Source organism: Pseudomonadota bacterium (assembly GCA_030775045.1).
In the GTDB taxonomy this organism is placed as follows: domain Bacteria; phylum Pseudomonadota; class Alphaproteobacteria; order JALYJY01; family JALYJY01; genus JALYJY01.
In genome coordinates this window covers 1-18018 of record JALYJY010000028.1, presented here as the reverse complement: position 1 = coordinate 18018, position 18018 = coordinate 1, and the positions used below count along the sequence as shown (strand labels likewise).

17 protein-coding genes and 1 pseudogene are annotated in these 18018 nt (G+C 60.7%); 3 read left to right on the top strand and 15 right to left on the bottom strand.

Features of this window, described 5'->3' with window-relative positions; genetic code table 11:
- The 10 genes from M3O22_03885 to M3O22_03840 all read right to left on the bottom strand — a co-directional run.
- Positions 1–374: DUF5615 family PIN-like protein (locus M3O22_03885; protein MDP9195898.1), on the bottom strand; the 374-nt coding region annotated here is incomplete at its 3' end.
- Between the two features lie 117 nt (positions 375–491).
- Complete coding sequence (locus tag M3O22_03880; GenBank protein MDP9195897.1) at positions 492–983, bottom strand: GNAT family N-acetyltransferase; 492 nt, start codon at positions 981–983, stop codon at positions 492–494.
- Positions 984–985: 2 nt separating this feature from the next.
- On the bottom strand, positions 986–2065 hold the full coding sequence (gene mraY, locus M3O22_03875; protein ID MDP9195896.1) for a phospho-N-acetylmuramoyl-pentapeptide-transferase: 1080 nt from the start codon (positions 2063–2065) through the stop codon (positions 986–988).
- A gap of 1 nt (position 2066) precedes the next feature.
- Entirely contained in the window at positions 2067–2918 is an 852-nt protein-coding gene (locus M3O22_03870; GenBank protein ID MDP9195895.1) for a transporter substrate-binding domain-containing protein, read from the bottom strand.
- A 41-nt stretch (positions 2919–2959) separates the two neighbouring features.
- A complete protein-coding gene (locus tag M3O22_03865) occupies positions 2960–5380 on the bottom strand; it encodes a DNA translocase FtsK 4TM domain-containing protein (protein MDP9195894.1) in 2421 nt (806 codons plus the stop codon).
- Between the two features lie 9 nt (positions 5381–5389).
- Complete coding sequence (locus M3O22_03860; GenBank protein MDP9195893.1) at positions 5390–5950, bottom strand: prepilin-type N-terminal cleavage/methylation domain-containing protein; 561 nt, start codon at positions 5948–5950, stop codon at positions 5390–5392.
- Positions 5947–7191 carry a hydroxymethylglutaryl-CoA synthase gene (locus M3O22_03855; protein MDP9195892.1) on the bottom strand — a complete coding sequence of 415 codons (1245 nt, stop codon included), beginning with the start codon at positions 7189–7191 and terminating at the stop codon, positions 5947–5949. The genes M3O22_03860 and M3O22_03855 overlap by 4 nt, the downstream gene beginning before the upstream one ends.
- Before the next feature lie 10 nt (positions 7192–7201).
- The gene (locus tag M3O22_03850) at positions 7202–8242 is read right to left on the bottom strand and encodes a hydroxymethylglutaryl-CoA reductase (GenBank protein ID MDP9195891.1); all 1041 of its coding nucleotides are present in this window, start codon (positions 8240–8242) and stop codon (positions 7202–7204) included.
- Positions 8243–8330: 88 nt separating this feature from the next.
- Positions 8331–9197 carry a phosphatidylcholine/phosphatidylserine synthase gene (locus tag M3O22_03845; protein MDP9195890.1) on the bottom strand — a complete coding sequence of 289 codons (867 nt, stop codon included), beginning with the start codon at positions 9195–9197 and terminating at the stop codon, positions 8331–8333.
- 91 nt (positions 9198–9288) lie between these two features.
- The gene (locus M3O22_03840) at positions 9289–9981 is read right to left on the bottom strand and encodes a phosphatidylserine decarboxylase (protein MDP9195889.1); all 693 of its coding nucleotides are present in this window, start codon (positions 9979–9981) and stop codon (positions 9289–9291) included.
- An 88-nt stretch (positions 9982–10069) separates the two neighbouring features.
- Here M3O22_03840 and M3O22_03835 point away from each other — a divergent pair, with 88 nt between their 5' ends.
- Entirely contained in the window at positions 10070–10681 is a 612-nt protein-coding gene (locus M3O22_03835) for a prepilin peptidase (GenBank protein MDP9195888.1), read from the top strand.
- Between the two features lie 41 nt (positions 10682–10722).
- On the top strand, positions 10723–12216 hold the full coding sequence (locus M3O22_03830; GenBank protein ID MDP9195887.1) for an AAA family ATPase: 1494 nt from the start codon (positions 10723–10725) through the stop codon (positions 12214–12216).
- Here the strand turns inward: M3O22_03830 and M3O22_03825 are convergent.
- The 5 genes and pseudogenes from M3O22_03825 to smpB form a co-directional block, all read right to left on the bottom strand.
- Complete coding sequence (locus tag M3O22_03825) at positions 12189–12656, bottom strand: NfeD family protein (GenBank protein MDP9195886.1); 468 nt, start codon at positions 12654–12656, stop codon at positions 12189–12191. The genes M3O22_03830 and M3O22_03825 overlap by 28 nt on opposite strands.
- Positions 12657–12827: 171 nt before the next feature.
- Positions 12828–13811 (bottom strand): SPFH/Band 7/PHB domain protein, encoded by a 984-nt coding sequence (locus tag M3O22_03820; GenBank protein MDP9195885.1) that lies wholly within the window; start codon positions 13809–13811, stop codon positions 12828–12830.
- Between the two features lie 16 nt (positions 13812–13827).
- A pseudogene (gene secF, locus M3O22_03815) lies at positions 13828–14756 on the bottom strand (protein translocase subunit SecF).
- A 67-nt stretch (positions 14757–14823) separates the two neighbouring features.
- Positions 14824–15114 carry a hypothetical protein gene (locus tag M3O22_03810; protein MDP9195884.1) on the bottom strand — a complete coding sequence of 97 codons (291 nt, stop codon included), beginning with the start codon at positions 15112–15114 and terminating at the stop codon, positions 14824–14826.
- 811 nt (positions 15115–15925) lie between these two features.
- Entirely contained in the window at positions 15926–16399 is a 474-nt protein-coding gene (gene smpB / locus M3O22_03805; GenBank protein MDP9195883.1) for an SsrA-binding protein SmpB, read from the bottom strand.
- Positions 16400–16524: 125 nt separating this feature from the next.
- Between smpB and M3O22_03800 the strand changes: the two genes are divergently transcribed.
- On the top strand, positions 16525–18018 hold a 1494-nt coding region (locus M3O22_03800; protein MDP9195882.1), incomplete at its 3' end, for a lytic transglycosylase domain-containing protein.

Below are 18018 nucleotides of genomic sequence, written 5' to 3'. Positions count from 1 at the left end.
GCCCTGAACTGCTCCTCTGCGCTGAGGTTGCCCTTCAGGAGAATGATCCCTGCATGGGACATACCCTGTCTTTCCGCCAGGATCTTGTAATCGCTGTCGCGGGTTACCATAATCCGCCTGCTTTTCCGCGCCAGATTCATGAGTTCTGGATCGCCGACATCACCGGTACACTGGCCATGGGCGTTCTGGTGCAGCCAGGCGCGCGCAGAAACAACCATGCAGGGAGAAAACGGATCGGCGGTCTCGCTGACGTCGCAGCCATGTTCTGCAAAGACAGCGGGGCAGACATTGTTGTCCAGGAACAGGAGGCGGGGCAGGAGAAGCGGAGAAGGGGATGTGTGAGTGATCTGTCCGGCTGCTGCCTGATGCTCCATCCCTGTCCCTCCGGAAGCAATGTTGCTGTGGGGATCAGTGGGCAGGGATTCGGCCGTGTGAGTCCAGAACAATAATACAGTGAAGGATCAAAAAACCGGTAGCCGGGCAGGGAAGAATCATTTACTCCTGAAACTTCCCCGCTGCATTTTCTCCAGCTCAAGCGTCAGGCCCCCGGGCAGGGCGACCCTGGATTTTTCGCCAGTCTTCCGGAAGCCGGACTGTTCGTAAAAGGCTATGGCATTGGGTGTTGAGGACACCTCGCTCACAGGGGGCAGGCCTTTGTCTGCCACAGCCCTGTCGAGTGCCTGCAGCAGGATTTTGCCAATGCCGCGGTTCTGCCAGGCCGGGTCAATGAACAACATGTAGATTTCTGTTCCCAGGCTGCGGATGACACCAACGACTTCCCCCTGGTTTTCAGCACACAAGGTGACGCCCTCCTGCTGGTGCGCAGCGTTCTGTTCCCGGTAATACCAGTCCAGAAAAGGTCCGGCCCAGGACTGGATGACATCTGCGGGATAGACACCGGCGCAGCTGGTGGTGGCGCACAGGCGGTTGATGCGGTGGATGGCTGGAAAGTCAGCCTCTGTCGCGGGACGGCAGGTAATCATGTTTACCGCAGTTTCAGGGTCGACAGACCCACCAGCGCCAGGATGATGGCGATGATCCAGAAGCGGATGACCACCGTGGGCTCGGACCAGCCCTTTTTCTCGAAATGGTGGTGCAGGGGGGCCATGCGGAACACGCGCTTGCCCGTCAGCCTGAACGACGCCACCTGGATCATGACCGACACGGCCTCCAGTACGAACAGGCCGCCGATGATGGCCAGCACAAACTCGTGCTTTGTGATCACACTGATGGTTCCCAGTGCGCCGCCCATGGCCAGCGATCCCGTATCGCCCATGAACACCTGGGCGGGCGGGGCGTTGAACCACAGGAAGCCCAGGCAGGCGCCGACCAGCGCGCCGCAGAAAACAGCCAGGTCTCCGGCTTCCGGAATGTGGGGAATACCCAGATAGCCCGAGAAAATGACGTTGCCGGCCAGATATGCGATCAGGCCCAGGCAGCCTGTGGCGATCATGACGGGCACTGTGGCCAGCCCGTCCAGGCCATCGGTGATGTTGACGGCGTTGCTGGATCCCACCATGACGAACACGGCAAAGGGGATATAGAACCAGCCCAGGTCCAGGATGAACTGCTTGAAAAAGGGCAGGGCCAGCTTGTACCCGATGGGTCCGGCCAGCCAGGCGATCCACAGGGCGGCCGCGGCGCCGATGCCGATCTGCACGGCCAGCTTGCCCTTGCCGGACAGGCCCTTGTGGTTGCGCTTTGTCAGCTTCAGCCAGTCGTCCCCGAACCCGATCAGGCCATAGCCTGCGGTGACCATCAGGACAACCCAGGTGTAGGTGGCGGTCATATCCATCCACAGCAGGGTGCTGATGATGACCGAGATCAGGATCATCAGGCCGCCCATGGTAGGCGTGCCTTTCTTGTGGGCGTGGTCGGGGCCGATGGTGCGGATGGGCTGGCCCTCTTCCTGCTTGCGCTTCAGCCAGCGGATCAGCGGGGGGCCGATGACAAGGCAGAGGAACAGGGCCGTCAGTGTGGCCGCGCCAGCCCGGAAGCTGATGTACCGGAGTACATTGAACAGAAAGAACTGGTCAGCGAGGGGAAAGAGAAGATGGTAGAGCATGTTATCCTTGTTTCCCTGAAACCGGTTCGCCATACGTCAGCGGCGGGGGCAGCATGTCTCCCGGCGCCTTCTGGTGCTTTGCGATCAGGCGGTTGATGATGCCGTTGCTGTTCATGTAGGTCAGCGTGGCATCAAACATGGCCTTCAGCCGGTTTTCCCCCAGGGGGAAAGCGTACGCGGCCGTCATGGCCTTGTAGGGTTTGCTCATGGCGCGGCGGATCTTCCCGGGATTTTCCAGCATATACTGGCTGATGACGCTGTCTTCCAGGATCGCGGCGTCGGCCTTGCCCGTGGTGACCATCAGGATACGCTCGGCCGGTGTGGCAGTCTGGGGCAGTTCGACCAGCTTTGCCCTGGGGAATTCCTGCTTGACCAGAAGGGAGGATGAGTCCCCCTCCCACCCGGCGAAGGTCATTTTCGGGTCGTTGAACGCTTCCAGATTATCGTCGAAACGGTGGTCGTCAGCGCGCACATAGATATTCACGGGCTGGGTGAACTGGGGCTGGCTGAACAGGGCCAACCGCGCCCGGGCGGGATGGAACATGATGCCTGTACAGATGGCGTCATAGCGCAGGCCCAGCCCCTCGAACATGGTGCCCGTGCTGATTTCCTCGACCCACTCCACCTTCAGGCCCAGGCCTTTTGCAGCCTCTTCGGTCAGGTTGTACAGAAAGCCGGATTTTTTCCCGGTTCCGGCATCCACGGCCATCAGCGGCGGGGCCATGTAATAGCCACAGCGCAGAATGCCCGTTTTTATCACGCGGTCATAGGTGGGCTCCCCCGTCTGTGCCGCAGCGGGCAGGGCGAAGGTGAGGGCCAGAAGGAGGGAGAGAAAAAAATTTCTGGACATCATGTACTTCTCCCGAATATCCCTCCCCCGGGGGGAGAGGGGGATTACATCACATCCTCTTCGCGGCGGGCGAGGACCTCGCGCTTGCCGGCATGGTTGGCGGCGCTGACCACGCCTTCCTTTTCCATCTGCTCGATCAGGCGCGCCGCGCTGTTGTAGCCGATGCGCAGGTGCCGCTGGATAAAGCTGGTGGAGGCCTTGCCCTCCCGGCACACCAGCGCCACGGCCTGGTCGTAAAGCTCATCACCTGAACCGCCGCCCGCCGCGCCGTCGGGCATATCCCCGCCTTCGCCGCCTTCTGTTTCATCATCCTCGGTGACCGCATCCACATAGGACGGCTCACCCTGCGCGCGCAGGAATTTCACCACGGCCTCGACTTCGCCGTCGCTGACGAATGGGCCATGGACGCGGGTGATGCGGCCGCCGCCGGCCATGTGCAGCATGTCGCCCTGGCCGAGCAGCTGTTCGGCCCCCTGTTCGCCCAGGATGGTGCGGCTGTCGATCTTGCTGGTGACCTGGAAGCTGATGCGGGTGGGGAAGTTGGCCTTGATGGTACCGGTGATCACGTCGACCGAGGGCCGTTGTGTGGCCATGATGATGTGGATACCGGCTGCGCGGGCCATCTGGGCCAGGCGCTGGATGGCGGATTCAATATCCTTGCCGGCCACCAGCATCAGGTCAGCCATCTCGTCCACGATCACGACGATGTAGGGCAGCTCGGTCAGGTCCAGGGGCTGCTCCTCCATGATCGGCTTGCCTGTGTCGGGATCAAATCCGGTCTGGACGCGGCGGGTCAGGGTTTCGCCGTTCTGGCGGGCCTCTTTCAGGCGGGCGTTGTAGCCCTCGATATTGCGTACGCCCAGGCGCGACATGGCGCGGTAGCGGTCTTCCATCTCCCGCACCGCCCACTTCAGCGCCACGACAGCCTTTTTCGGCTCGGTCACCACGGGGGCCAGAAGGTGCGGGATGCCCTCATACACCGACAGTTCCAGCATCTTGGGGTCCACCATGATGAACCGGCATTTTTCAGGTGGCAGCCGGTACAGCAGGGACAGGATCATGGTGTTGATGGCCACGGATTTTCCCGAGCCGGTGGTACCGGCCACCAGCAGGTGGGGCATGCGGGCCAGGTCAGCCACAACCGGGCCACCGCCGATGTCCTTGCCCAGAACCAGGGGCAGGCGGGAGGAAGCGTTCTCATAGGCCTCCGAGGCCAGAAGCTCGCGCAGGTAAACGGTTTCGCGCTTCACATTGGGAAGCTCGATCCCGATGACGTTGCGGCCGGGAACAACGGCAACGCGCACCGAGACAGCGCTCATGGACCGGGCGATGTCATCCGCAAGGCCGATGACGCGGGACGATTTGACACCCGGCGCCGGTTCCAGCTCATACAGCGTGACCACAGGGCCGGGATGGACCTTGACGATCTGGCCTTTGACGCCGAAATCGCCCAGAACGCTTTCCAGAAGCTTTGCATTCTGGCGAAGGGTTTCCTGGCTGACCTCGTTGCGTATGGCCACGGGGGTCTGAAGCAGCTCAGGCGGGGGAAGCTGGAACGGATCATCCTCCCCGGGCGCGAGCAGGGCCATAGCCGATTGTTTTCTGGTGGATTTCCCCTTGCGGCTGGCGCGGGGGGCCGGCTCTTCAGGCAGATCATCCCCATCCTCTTCTTCATCGGGAAAGGGAGTCTTCAGGAAAACCGGAATGTTGCTGCCCGTCATCAGGCCCGGGTCGGATCCATAGGTATCATGGGCATCTTCCCCCCGCCGCAGGCTGCGGACAGTTGACAGAACCCACTGGACCATGCGCCCTGCAGGACAGCGCAGCAGCAGGACAGCCCATGCCAGCCACACGGCCAGGGACTGGACGAGCCGCCCCAGCGCCCGCAGCCCGGTCATCCATTCCTGCCGCGAATATCCCGCAGCAAAGGCCAGCAGGCTGACTGCGACCAGCAGCAAAGCCGATACAGCCAGCCGGGGGCTGCCCGGAAAACCTGACACATCAGCGATCAGGTGTCCCAGAAGTCCGCCTGGCAGGCTATGCCCGGGGATCCAGTCCGGCAGGGCGGGCAGGGGAGACAGGGCCGCTGACAGCAGGACGAGGGAGACCAGCATGGCGCAGATCCGCCAGGGCATGGCTGTGAGGGGCCGGCCGGTCAGGATCCGCCAGCCCCAGCCTATAAGAACCAGAGCAGGGACAAGGGCTGGCAGTCCCAGGGTCTGGAGCAGGAAGTCCGCGCTCCATGATCCGGCCATGCCCAGAAGATTGCCGGTGCCTGCGCCGGCAGGTGCAGACGTGTTCCATGAGGGGTCGCGGGGATCATGACTGGCCAGGGCCAGGAGCAGGGCTGCTCCGGCTGCCAGCAGGATCAGCCCCAGAAGGCGGAAGGATGTCCGGAAAAGCAGGTCCTGGACCGGAGCAGGCAGGAAAGACAGGCGGGAAGATGTGCGTACTGCAGGAGGCATAGGGCCTGTCTAGCGGCGGAGCCAGTAGAAGAAAACGATTCCGTTGTTGTTCTGGGTTCCGTTGCATACGGTGACCAGACGGGTTGTCGGAAGTGCGCCTGTGGGGAAGGCAGCATCCGGAAAGGCGTTGTTACCATTGACGGTAATCCGCCGCAGTCTCATGTCATCGCGCCCGCCCAGCATGGCAGTGATGAATTTGATGCAGCTATCCCGCTGCAGGAACCGGTACTGGATCTGGAAGGTGTCAGCAGCGCTGGGCGTAACGTCGACGGCATTGCCCCACGGATCCTGCAGATTGGCGTTGTTGTTGGTTCTCATACTGGTGGGCACTGCACCGGCCGTGACAAGATAGGTGTTGGTCATGCCGGCAGTTGTCGCCCGTGCGGAATAGAGGGAGCGGATCTTCTCGACCAGCTGGGTCAGTTCTTCCACCATCTGGTTGTCCTTGCGAGCCTCGTTCAGGCGGGAATACCCAAGCCAGATCCCGCCGATGATTATGGCGATGATGCCGATTACCACGGCCAGTTCCACAAGGCTGAAGCCGCGCTGTGCATTGACGTCGCGTGTCATTGATGCTCCCCCGCTACCGGAACCCTCTCCCGAGAGTGACATAATGCCTGCCCCCGGTCAATTTTCTTTTCATTCTGGCCATACAGGCGCCTGTGGTTTTCCACGCCCAGGAAGGCAAAGCGGGGACGGGTGATCTGCGGCACCCGGTGTTCCGACCCGTCGGCGGGAAGGGAATGGCTGTAATATTCCTCATAGACATCAGCGGTTACGGCTGCCCTGTGCTCCAGCATCTGGCGATGCTGTTCTGCAAAAACAGCGTTTTCAGATCCGGGCATGACAACGCCGCTGAAGAATTCCGCTACACACCCGGATCCATAACTGAACAACCCGATGCGCTGGCCGGCCAGGGATGGACCGGCATGGTCCAGAACGGACGCCAGGGCGATGTACAGGGATGCAGTATAGGAATTCCCGATGAGGGGGTTATAGCGCAGGCCCGGGCCACAAAGCCTGAGAGTCTCTTCTTCTGTGGGTCTGGACGTTCCACCGCGGCCCTGCAGCAGTTTTTCCTGTCCCTTTCGGGCCATGGCAGTGAAGGGCATATGATAGCAGAACAGGGCGTGGTCTTCCAGACTGCGGCCTGTCTGCGCCCTGTAGTGATCCCAGGATTCCAGCAGCGTTGTCAGGTAGAGACGGGCTGAATAATGCCCGTCCACCAGGGCTTCGGACCTGTAGTTGGGCCGCCAGAAGTCCATGGCATCCCGGGCCACATATCCTGCCTTTCCATCCAGGGAGAGGAGACGGGGCGCAGAAGTCACCAGCATGGCCACGGCGCCACAACCCTGCGTGGCTTCGCCCGGTGTGCCAAGACCATAGCGGGCCACGTCCGAGGCGATGACCAGGGCCTTGCGGCCGGGATTGAGACGCACATGGGACAGGGCCAGCTGGAGCGCCGCGGTGCCGCTGTAACAGGCCTGTTTGACCTCGATCACGCGGCAGTGCGGGGAAAGCCCCAGAAGGCTGTGGACATACAGGCCCGCCGCCCTGGACTGGTCCACGCCGGATTCCGTGGCAAAGAACAGCCAGTCGATATCGTCCGGGCCGTTGCTGTCCACAATATCTGCTGCGGCGCAGGCTCCCATGGTCACCACATCCTCGTTGGGGGGAAGGACCGCCATGCGTTCCTGCCCCAGGCCTGCAAGGTATTTGTCGGGCGATACCCCCCGGGCGGCGGCCAGATTCCGCATCTCCAGATACAGGGACGGGACGTAGAAGCGCAGCTGGTCTATACCTGCATTCATGGGGGCCATCTCAGTTCTTCACGCCCTGGCGTTCCAGACGCTCGTGGGCCTGCATCAGATCGCCCGGAATGGTCTGGGATGCCATCAGTGACAGTTCCGAGCACAGCGTGGCTGCAACGGCAATGGAGGCCAGCCGGCGGCTGTTCTCCCCGGGCAGGCGCTCTTCCATGCAGCCCATGGCTTCCAGATGCCGGCGCGCGAAATCCAGATTTTTTCCATTCCCCACAGTTCCCACAATGATGTTAGGGCAGGTGACCGAAAAATACAGGTCTTCCCCCCGCATCTCCGCCAGGGTGATGCCCTGGGATCCCTCGACAATATTGGCGGCATCCTGTCCCGTGGCCAGGTAAAAGGCCAGCAGGATATTGGCATAGTGGGCGTTGGCGCTGCGCACTCCGCCGGACAGGATCGAGCCCACCAGGTTTTTCCGGATGTTCAGGTCCACGATTTTCCGGGGGTCAGTCTTCAGCCACTTCCGGCACACGTCGCCGGGGATAGTGATTTCCGCCACCACATTCTTTCCCCGGCCCAGAATGCCGTTGATGGCGCTGACCTTCTTGTCGGTACAGATATTGCCCGAGATCGAGACGTATTCCAGGGACGGATACTGGTCCATGACCCACCGGATCAGGGCATCGGCTGCCCGGGTCACCATGTTGTGGCCCGCCGCATCGCCGGTAGTCATGGCAAAGCGGATGTACAGCAGATTTCCCACAATCTGGATGTGCTGGTCCACAAGGGTGGCAAAGCGGCTGGTGGTTCTGACCTGGCCTGCCATATCTGCAAGGCGGCTGTCCAGGCTGTCCCGGACGCGCAGGGCCGTGGCCGCATCGGTGGCCTGGAGAATGACCGAACGGGTCATGCGGTCATCCAGGACTGTGACGCGGATTCCGTCCACAAGCCGGCTGACCCGCGCGCCGCGGGCAACCGAGGGCCACAGGGGACTTTCGTATGTGGACAGGGGGACCATGATGTCCTCTGTCCGGTCGTCTGCGAAAACGATCCTGACGGGACCAATGGTGCGTGTGGGGATGGAGATGTGTTCACTCATCCTGGTTTTCCGGCAATTGCAGGTCCACTGTCATAGGACAGGAAAAGCCGGATTTTAAGAAAAATCAGCATGGGAGGCAGAAATGGCCTCAGTGACCCGGGTGTTCCCCATCCTCTTCGGCCAGTGTCTGGACGGGCGCCAGGTGCAGGGGTGCAATATCTGCCCCGTTTCCGGCTTCCCGGGCCTGCAGCTTTCTGAAGTGGTGATAGCTGAACGGCAGGCTGGCCGTATAGGCCAGGCCGCACAGGATCAGGGTCAGCCACGGGGCCGTGGCCATGGCGGCCGCCAGAAGCCCTGCGCCCACGAGGACGGGAAGGACCATGCGATGGGAGATCCTGATGTCCTTGATGGAAAAGGTAGGCAGACGGCTGATCATCAACCCGCCTATAATGATCAGCCAGACCGTGGTGATATAGGGGTAAACACCCAGCCACGCCCGGACGACCATGTGGTCTGTTCCTGCAAGTTCTTCCCCGATCAGAAGGGAAATGAGAATGGGCATCAGGGCCAGGCCTGCGCCGGCCGGGACCGGGACGCCTGTGAAAAACCGCTTTGCCCAGGGTGGCAGGTCCGCCTCGACGGACCGGGTGTTGAACCGGGCCAGCCGCAGGGCCGCGCAGACAGTCAGAACCAGGGCAGAGACCCAGCCGAGGCCCCGGATGTCCTGCAGGGTCCACAGATAATTGATCAGGGCCGGGGCCACGCCGAAGCTGATGACATCGGACAGGCTGTCCAGCTGTGCGCCGAATTTGCTCTGGGCGTTCAGTAACCGGGCCAGGCCGCCGTCCAGGGCGTCAATGACGGCGGCGATGGCAATGGCCACCACGGCGGCTTCCCACCGGCCCAGGGTGGCAAAGCGGATAGCGGTCATGCCGGCGCACAGGCCCAGGATGGTCAGGATATTGGGCAGAAAACGATGAAGGCTGGCTTCTTCCAGCAAACGAGGCGTGCGCATCAGTAGACCTCCTCCATAACTCCGACCGGGACGGGTAATTACTGCGTCGTTTCCGCTGCCGCCCTTCGGGCTATGGCGGACAAGGCGGTACTCAGTGTGTCGTCCCTGTTCTGGGCTCGTGGATATGGGCCAGGTCCGCCAGGACAGTCTCGCCCCCTAAAGCAGTCTGGCCGGCAATGACCAGGGGAGCTACACCCTCAGGCAGCCAGATATCGGCCCGGCTGCCAAAGCGGATGATGCCATAGCGCTGACCCGCCTGAACGGCCTGTCCGTTCTGCGCGTCGCAAAGAATACGGCGGGCGACCAAGCCGGCGATCTGGACGACGCCCACGTGACGCCCGTCCGGTGTGCGGATGCGGATGCTGTTGCGCTCGTTGTCATCGCTGGCCTTGTCCAGGGAAGCGTTGAGAAATTTCCCTTCATGATAGCGGATGTGGTCAATGGTTCCGTCCACCGGGATGCGGTTGACGTGCACGTTGAACACGTTCAGGAAAATGCTGATGCGGGTCAGGGGTTTGTCCCCCATCTCCAGGTCCGCAGGCGGAACAGCCTGGACAATGGCCATGACCCGGCCGTCAGCGGGACTGACCACAAGGCCGGGTTGTGCGGGTGTTACCCTGTCCGGATCCCGGAAGAAATACACGCACCAGGCAGTCAGGATCAGGCCGATGGCACCCAGCGGCACCCACAGGATCCACAGCAGAAGGCTGGCCAGAAGAAAAGCCAGCATAAAAGGCCATCCGGCCCGGTGGATGGGCACGATGACTGTATCGAGGGCTGTCATGGTCTGTCCTGCCGGATTGTTGTAAAGGCTGTGTCAGGTTATATACACTGTGCTGTCCACACCCACAAGGATGTGCAGGATGTACCCCGTGCCCGCATTTCTGGTTGTCTTCGCGGCTTTTCTGCTGGGCCTGGCGCTGGGCAGCTTTGCCAGCATGGCCAGCTGGCGCCTGCCACGGCGCATAGGGTGGGGAGGGCGCTCGTTCTGCGACAGCTGTGGCCGGATTCTCGGTGTACGGGATCTGGTGCCTGTGCTGACATGGCTGGTCCGCCGTGGAAAATGCGCTTGCGGACTGCAGAAGGTCAGCGTGCGCTATCCGCTGATCGAGCTGGCCATGGGAACAGCCTGCGCCCTGGCGGCGTGGCGCTACGGGATATCCCTGCAGACCCTGCTGCTGTGTGTCCTGGCGACCGTACTGACCATTCTGGTGACAGTGGAGGCAGAAACCCGGACCCTTCCGCTGTCCCTGGTTGGGGTGAGTACCGGCTTGGCTGTGTTGCAGGTTTTCCTGGCGGGACTGTCCCTGCAGGCGCTTCTGGCCGGGGTGACGGTGTGGGTGGTGCTGTCCCTGGGTCTGACAGCAATACTTTTCTGCCTGCGGCATTTTTCGCTGCGGATGCTGTTTTCCCTGCCTGTGGTGCTGGCCCTGTATGCCTGCCTTCTGGCCGGAGATGCTTTTTGGAGTATTACTTTCTGGTAAATACGCTAAAATTCATCAGGATAATCTGTCCGGGATATTCAATGGGTTCTGCAGCACAACAGCATATCGGAGATATCCCCCCGAAAGACGGGCTGGCTGCTGCTATGCGGGCTGTAACCCGGCGCCATGCAGCCTTTACATATACTCAGGCTGTGGGCCTGATATCAGAAGAATTTCGTATGGAACAGTCTCGGGCGAAGACTGAATTCAATAATCTTGTCGCTGCTGGACTTCTTGTAACTGACGGTACCCGCCTCAATGACGGAGAAATCGTCTATTCCACCATGGAGATGGTCAGGCTTCACACAGAAATGCTGTCCATGGTCCGGGAGCTGCGCGCAGGATCCTGTAATTTTATGGGCGGGGACCGGAAAGAAGCCTTCATGCAAATTGTCAGGGCAGGCCTAGGGGCCAAAAAGCGGGAAGCTGACAAGCTGAAAGCTATTCGCTGTTTTCTGGGAGACGAAAAATTTGCCCTTCTTTCAGCTCCCCCGGGCTCCGGCAAGCTGACAGTCGCAGCCTGGACCGCCGCGGGATGGTTATATGGAGATGACAGGCGGCAGGTGATTGCCGCAGGTCCGGGCAGGGAAATTGCGGAACAGCTGGCCGGGCGGATTGTAAAAGCCGCGGCGGGTGCCGGAATACACAATACGGAAGCCCGTTTGGTGCCCCTGTCACTGGACGAGCTGCTTGAATCTCCTGGAAAACTGGGGCCGCAATGTCTGGTTATGCTGGATGAGGCCCAGATCCCTGACCTTTGCCAGTATCATGCCTTTCTGGCCTTGTGTCGTATGCAGGGGGTCTCCTTGCGGGTTTTCGGGGACCGGCATCAGGAAAAACCCCAGGGACCGGGGATGTCTTTCATGGCAATGGCAAGGCTTTTTCCGGGGCCCCCCCTGCAGGGATTTTTCCGCCAGCAGGGCGCCCTGGACAAGGCTGCCTGTGAGGCGCTCTGGGGTGAAAAGCCAAAAGGTCACCTTGCTGTCAGGTTTTACCAGGACCAGGACAACCTGCATTTCAGGGATACCGGAGCAATGGCAGACAATGTTGTTGCTGAAGCCAGGAAAATGACAGAAAAGGTCCGCAAGGCAGCTATTGAGGCTGCGCGCGAGGATGCCCGTCTGGCGGGAAGGGAATTTTCGGCTGAGGAAATCCGGACTGTTATCGGGGATATCGTTGTTCCTGTCCTGGTCCAGAGTGCGGAGGCGCGTGCGGCGGTTCTTGCCGTTGCCCCTTCATGGCCTGTTTTTACAGCAGTTGAGGCCCGGGGCAAAAATCTGGATCATGGGGCGATCGTCATGATTACAGAGCCGACAGGCCCGGAGCAATATCTCAACCTGATCAGCCGTCATAAGCCACCGGGAGGCTGCAAGGTTGTTGTGGACAAGGGGGTATATGCAACTCCTGAAGCCCTGGAAAAAGCTATTTCGTGCCCTGTTGTGAAGCTGAATCCGCCTTCGGATGTCAGGCTGGCTGAGCCGGCAATGACGCCTCATGCCCCTTCTGTTCAGGGGGTGGGCGGGCTGTCCGCCTGAACCTGCAGCAGGCCACGGACCGAACCTGTAATCCTGATCCGGGTTCCGGCGGGAAGGTCGGGGCCTTCCACGCTCCAGGACGTGTCGTCCAGGCGGATGCGTCCGCGTCCGTTGCTGATGGCTTCCTCCAGAACAGCCGTGCGTCCGAAATAATGTTCAAGCCGGCGGTTCAGGCCGGGTTCATCTGATTTTGAGGGGCGGCGTTTTAGCAGCAGTCTGGCAAGGATGGCGGAAATTCCGCCCAGCAATGCGAAGACAACGACCTGCAGCTGCCACGGGGCTTCGGGCCACAGCATAGCCATAAAGCCCACCACAAGGGCGGACAGGGCAAACCACAGGAAAAAGATTCCCGGCGCCAGAATCTCGACCACACCCATCAGAAGGCCCAGAACCCACCAGTTCCAGGAAGACCATGTCCACCATGAGGAAAGCCATTCCATGTCAGTTCTCCCTGATAATAGACCTCCTGCATAACCCTGACTGCGGCGGACGCCTGCTGCGTCACTGCGGTACTCAAATCCTCATGTACTGGCGTGTACACTCCGGTTCTGCGTTCCTCGTTCCTGGCATTCATCTCGCCGCAGCGGGTTCTGCAAGAGGTCTGATGGAAATCAACCCTGGGTCCAGGGGCTTTTTGAGGGTGTGTCTTCTGCGCCCGCATTCCGGTGCCGTCCGCCACCCGGGTTTCCGCCCAGGGCATCGCGGGTCAGTTCCGCAATGCCGCCGATGGCGCCCACAACACCCATGGCTTCAAGCGGAAGCATCATAACCTTCTGGTTGGGGGCTGCTGCCAGGGTTTCCAGAGACTTGACGTACTGCTGGGCCACGAAGTAGTTGATGGCCTTTACATCGCCCTTGGCAATGGCGTCGGACACCATCTGTGTGGCCTTTGCCTCGGCCTGGGCCTCACGCTCGCGCGCCTCGGCATCCCGGAAGGCGGCTTCGCGGCGGCCCTCGGCCTGAAGGATGGCGGCCTGCTTTTCACCCTCGGCGCGCAGGATGGCGGCCTGGCGCTGGCCTTCTGCTTCCAGGATCGAGGCGCGGCGGTCACGCTCGGCTTTCATCTGGCGGGCCATGCTGTCCACCAGGTCGCGCGGCGGCTGAATGTCCCGGATTTCCACGCGGGTGATCTTGACGCCCCAAGGGCCTGTGGCCTCGTCCACAACGGTCATCAGCTGGGTATTGATCCGGTCCCGCTGGGACAGAAGCTCGTCCAGGTCCATGGAGCCCATCACGGTACGGATATTGGTCATGACCATGTTCAGGATGGCCAGCTGGAGGTTGTTGACCTCGTATGCGGCCTTGGCAGCGTCCAGCACCTGGAAAAACACGACGCCGTCCACGGTGACCATGGCATTGTCCTTGGTGATGACCTCCTGCGAGGGAACGTCCAGAACCGTTTCCATCATGCTGAGCCGGCGGCCCACCCTGTCAACCAGCGGCACGATCAGATGCAGGCCGGGGGCCAGGGTGTGGGTGTAGCGGCCAAAACGCTCTATTGTCCATTCCTGGCCCTGGGACACGGTTTTGACGCCCTTGAGCACAAGAATGACCACAAGAACCAGAAGGACAATGGCGAAAATACCGGAACCCATGGGTTTCTCCTTGATGTCAGGGTGTCTGGGGCTGTGCAGGCAATGGGCCGGAAGCCCGCGTGACGGGTTTCATGTATAGCAGAAGCGACGCGGCAACATAGATGGACGAGAAGGTTCCAAGGACAATACCGAACGTGATGGCAATCGTGAAATTCCGCAGGGTCTCACCGCCCCAGATGGCCAGGGGCATGATGGCCAGGATGGAGGTAGTGCCTGTCATGATGGTGCGGGACAGGGTCTGGTTGAGGGACATATTGATGACGGCTTCAGGTCCAGCGATCTGTATTTGCGCAGGTTTTCCCGCAGGCGGTCAAACACCACGACTGTGTCATTGATGGAATAGCCCGCCAGGGTCAGCAGGGCCGCAACGGCGGTCAGGTTGAATTCCAGCCGGAACAGGGAGAACAGCCCGAAGGTGATGAACACGTCGTGGAATGTAGCCAGAAGGGCAGAGAGTCCGAACTGCCATTCGAACCGGACAGCCACATAGATGGTAATCATGGCGATGGCCAGCAGCGTGGCCAGGATTCCGTCCCGGAGCAGCTCCTGGCCCACCTTGGGGCCTACCAGCTCTGTCCTGCGATATTCATATGTATCGCCCATGGCAGCCTGGATCTTCCGGACAGCTTCTGCCTGGGCTTCCTCGCCACCTTCCTGCTCCTGGATGCGGATCAGCACATCATGGTCATCGCCGAACTGCTGGATTTCTGTTTCTCCCAGATTCTGGGCCTCAAGCGTCTGGCGCAGGGCTGCAATGTCTATGGGCTGGCCGGAGCGGGCCTCGATCAGGATGCCCCCCCGGAAATCGATGCCCAGATTCAGCCCCTGGACCCAGAGGGATCCAACTGTAATGAGGGCCAGGACGATGGAAAAGGCAAAAGCGGGAAGGTGCCTTCTGACAAAGTCAAAACTGGTCTGTTCAGGCACAAAACGCAAAAGCCGCATGGAACGGATACCCTGTCAGTGATCCTGCAGGGCTTTCTATAGACCACTGCGGGGCGATCCGCAATGATCAGCCGCAGACCGGCTGTTCGTGGCGAGGGGTTCCTGCAGGACGGCCTCTCTGGATGGCCAGAAGATGGTTCCTGACCTTCCCTGTTTTCCGGGCAATAGCGGGGTCGGGGGCCGGATGGCTGGAAAACAGTGCAAAGGCCGGCTCGATAAAGGGCAGAACCATCGCGATAAAATCAGGATTGCCTTGTAGCCCGAAGGTTTTCATCATCTCCAGAAAGCGGGATCCAAAGAGCGGGATTTTATCTGCCGGCGCCTCTCCGGCCCAGGACAGGAAACGGGCCATGTGCATGCTGAAGACCTCCGCAAAAATCGGGTCCATGCCATACATCAGTCTGTTACAGGTCAGAAACGGACCATACTGGAAACGGTACAGACCGTCCTGGGCGATCTGGAAGGTACGTTTCCGCAGGTGATCCAGGAATTCAGGGAATTGTCCGGAAACAGCTTCCCTGTATTCAACCAGGGAAGGAAAGATTGTCTTTGCTGATTCCCTGAGGGCCCGCTCATGGATTTCTTCTGCGCCCCTGCCGTGGCATATTGACTGTGACAGAAGATAAAAGCGCGCGAATACTGTAGCAGCTGCAGTCCACATTTTCTCTGCCAGCTGATAGGCATGGGCCTGGGATATCCCGCGCTCATCCAGTGTCGGTCCCGGGACCATCTCCCTTGGGGGTAATATGGGATCAGGGTCGAGGGGAAGGGACAGGGGGGAGGTAGGATCGGCCTCTGCAAGTGTCGAAGGTGTTGGTTCCAGGAGGGTGCCCCATGATACAGAAGCAGGGCAGGCAAGAGGAGTAAATTCAAAATCTCCAGGTTTCCCGTACATCAGGACAATTCCTTCCGGAAGAAAGCATGATTCCGGAAGCATCCTCTCCCGCAGATTTGCAAAAGAAAATCACTCTGAAGGTCATAGTTTCTGTCTGAAAGTATCAGACAACAGTCATAGGGCATGCGAACAATGAAACGGATAATGGCCCTCTGGCATCGGTTTTCTGCGCTTCCGGTGCTCACGTACTGTAACGTACGCTGCGCTCCGGTTCTCGAAAACAGCGCCATCCGGCTCATTCTGCGTTGACTGTCCACATGCCCTGGTACCGCTGTCAGTTCTTGCTTGCGAGCAGCCTGGCCTTGTCCCGCTTCCAGTCCCTGTCCTTGACAGCCTGGCGCTTGTCGGCCTGTTTCTTGCCTTTGGCGATACCGATATTCACCTTGGCCATTCCCCTTTTGTTGAAAGTGATGGACAGGGGAACGATGGTGATGCCCTCGCGCTTGACGGCGCCCAGAAGCCTGTTCATTTCCTTCCGGTGGACCAGAAGCTTGCGGGGGCGGCGCGTCTCGTGCTGATGGAATTTTCCCGCAAGGGTGTATTCGGGGATATAGGCGTTGAACAGGTACAGTTCCCCGTCCTTTTCGCCGGCGTGGGCCTCGTTGATACTGGCGCGGCCTGAGCGCAGGGACTTGACCTCTGTCCCTGTCAGGATGATGCCGGCCTCGAGCGTTTCCTCGATGAAATAGTCAAAGCGGGCCCGGCGGTTCTGGGCCGCCATGCGTTCGGGCGATGGATCCTTGCTCATGACGGGACCTGCAGCAAATACGGGCCGGCACCATACCAGAAGAAGTACAGGCCTGCCATTGATAACTGCCGCCTGGCCTTCAGGGTTCTTGACCTGTCCGCCGGTCCCCCCTACGGTCTGTCGCCATGAAAACAGGATCCATCTCCTTTCTTGCAGTCACGGGCATTCTTGTGGCCCTGGCGTTCCCGGCCCGGGCGCTGAGTGACAGGGACCAGGAAGTTTATCGCGTGGCTTTCAGGGCTGCGGAATCACGTCAATGGGACGAAGCCCGCCGTGTCACACAGCAGGCTGAAAACAGGCTTTTGTCCAGGGTGCTGGACTGGATCATCCTGACGGACGGGGAAACGCAGCCGGAATTTTCCGCAGTAACAGAATTCATGCGCAGCAACCCGGACTGGCCCCGTCAGGCCGTGCTGAAGCGCAAGGCAGAACAGTCCATGCCGGAAGATCTGCCGGTGCAGGATGTTCTGGACTGGTTTTCCCGTAATCCTCCGGAAACGCCGGCCGGCGCTGTCCGGCATGCCCGGGCTCTTCTGGGCAATGGCCAGGAACCCCAGGCGCAGATCTTCGTCCGGGATTTCTGGGTCCGGGCCACATTCGGATCGGTGGAGGAAAAGGACTGGCTGCAGGAATTCGGCTCCTTTCTGACGCCCGCAGATCACAGGGCCAGGCTGGAGCGCCTGGTGTGGGATGACCAGAGCGCACCGGCCCGGCGGATGTTGCCCCTGGTGGATGCTGAAACCGCGGCTGTGGCCGGCCAGCGTCTGAAGTTCATTACCCTGGCGTCGGATGCGGAAAAATCTCTCTCCCGGCTTCCGGAAAATTTGAGGCAGGATCCCGGGCTGCTGTATGACCGCGTCCGCTGGCTGCGGCGGAAAAACAGGGATGAGGAGGCTGCCCGGGTCCTGAAGGATCTTCCGTCTGCTGCCTCCCGTCCCGACAAGTGGTGGCCCGAGCGCCAGACTGTCATCCGCCGTCTGATGGAAAAGGGTGACTACAGCACAGCCTGGACCCTGGCTGGCGCGCACGGGCAGACAGAAGGCCTGGGGCTGCTGGAAGCCGAATTCCTGGCCGGTTGGCTGGCGCTGCGCAAAAACCGTGAACCGGCAGCAGCCCTGGGCCATTTTGAAAGGTTGTACCGGGCGGCCGCCACACCCATCAGCCTGTCCCGGGGTGCCTATTGGGCTGCACAGGCCTGTGAGAAGGCTGGCCGCGGCAAGGAAGCCCGGGACTGGTACCGCAAGGCTGCGGTACACAGGACGGCTTTCTATGGGCAGCTGGCGGCACAGGCCCTGAACACTGACCTGTCCCTGCCTGCGGACGCTGTCCCCGACGACCGGCACCGCCAGGAGTTCGAGGCCCGCGAGCTGGTCATGGCCACGCGCCTGCTGGGCCGTCTGGAGCAGGCTGCGGGACAGGGGGAAACCCGCCAGTGGGCCGGCATATTCCTGAGGCATCTGGGAACATCCGACAATCCTGCCTCGCAGCTGGTTCTGGTGGCGGAACTGGCCCAGGAACTGGGCTATCCCGACATCGCCATCGCCGCGGCAAAGAACGCGGCCCTGCAGGGAATGTTCCTGTTCCCGGCCTCATATCCCCTTGTGGATGTTTCTGTAGAC

Coding starts and splice junctions, on each gene's coding strand:
- M3O22_03880 (MDP9195897.1), bottom strand. CDS start 983: ATGATTACCTGCCGTCCCGCGACAGAGGCTGACTTTCCAGCCATCCAC.
- mraY (MDP9195896.1), bottom strand. CDS start 2,065: ATGCTCTACCATCTTCTCTTTCCCCTCGCTGACCAGTTCTTTCTGTTC.
- M3O22_03870 (MDP9195895.1), bottom strand. CDS start 2,918: ATGATGTCCAGAAATTTTTTTCTCTCCCTCCTTCTGGCCCTCACCTTC.
- M3O22_03865 (MDP9195894.1), bottom strand. CDS start 5,380: ATGCCTCCTGCAGTACGCACATCTTCCCGCCTGTCTTTCCTGCCTGCT.
- M3O22_03860 (MDP9195893.1), bottom strand. CDS start 5,950: ATGACACGCGACGTCAATGCACAGCGCGGCTTCAGCCTTGTGGAACTG.
- M3O22_03855 (MDP9195892.1), bottom strand. CDS start 7,191: ATGAATGCAGGTATAGACCAGCTGCGCTTCTACGTCCCGTCCCTGTAT.
- M3O22_03850 (MDP9195891.1), bottom strand. CDS start 8,242: ATGAGTGAACACATCTCCATCCCCACACGCACCATTGGTCCCGTCAGG.
- M3O22_03845 (MDP9195890.1), bottom strand. CDS start 9,197: ATGCGCACGCCTCGTTTGCTGGAAGAAGCCAGCCTTCATCGTTTTCTG.
- M3O22_03840 (MDP9195889.1), bottom strand. CDS start 9,981: ATGACAGCCCTCGATACAGTCATCGTGCCCATCCACCGGGCCGGATGG.
- M3O22_03830 (MDP9195887.1), top strand. CDS start 10,723: ATGGGTTCTGCAGCACAACAGCATATCGGAGATATCCCCCCGAAAGAC.
- M3O22_03825 (MDP9195886.1), bottom strand. CDS start 12,656: ATGGAATGGCTTTCCTCATGGTGGACATGGTCTTCCTGGAACTGGTGG.
- M3O22_03820 (MDP9195885.1), bottom strand. CDS start 13,811: ATGGGTTCCGGTATTTTCGCCATTGTCCTTCTGGTTCTTGTGGTCATT.
- M3O22_03810 (MDP9195884.1), bottom strand. CDS start 15,114: ATGCACATGGCCCGTTTCCTGTCCTGGGCCGGAGAGGCGCCGGCAGAT.
- smpB (MDP9195883.1), bottom strand. CDS start 16,399: ATGAGCAAGGATCCATCGCCCGAACGCATGGCGGCCCAGAACCGCCGG.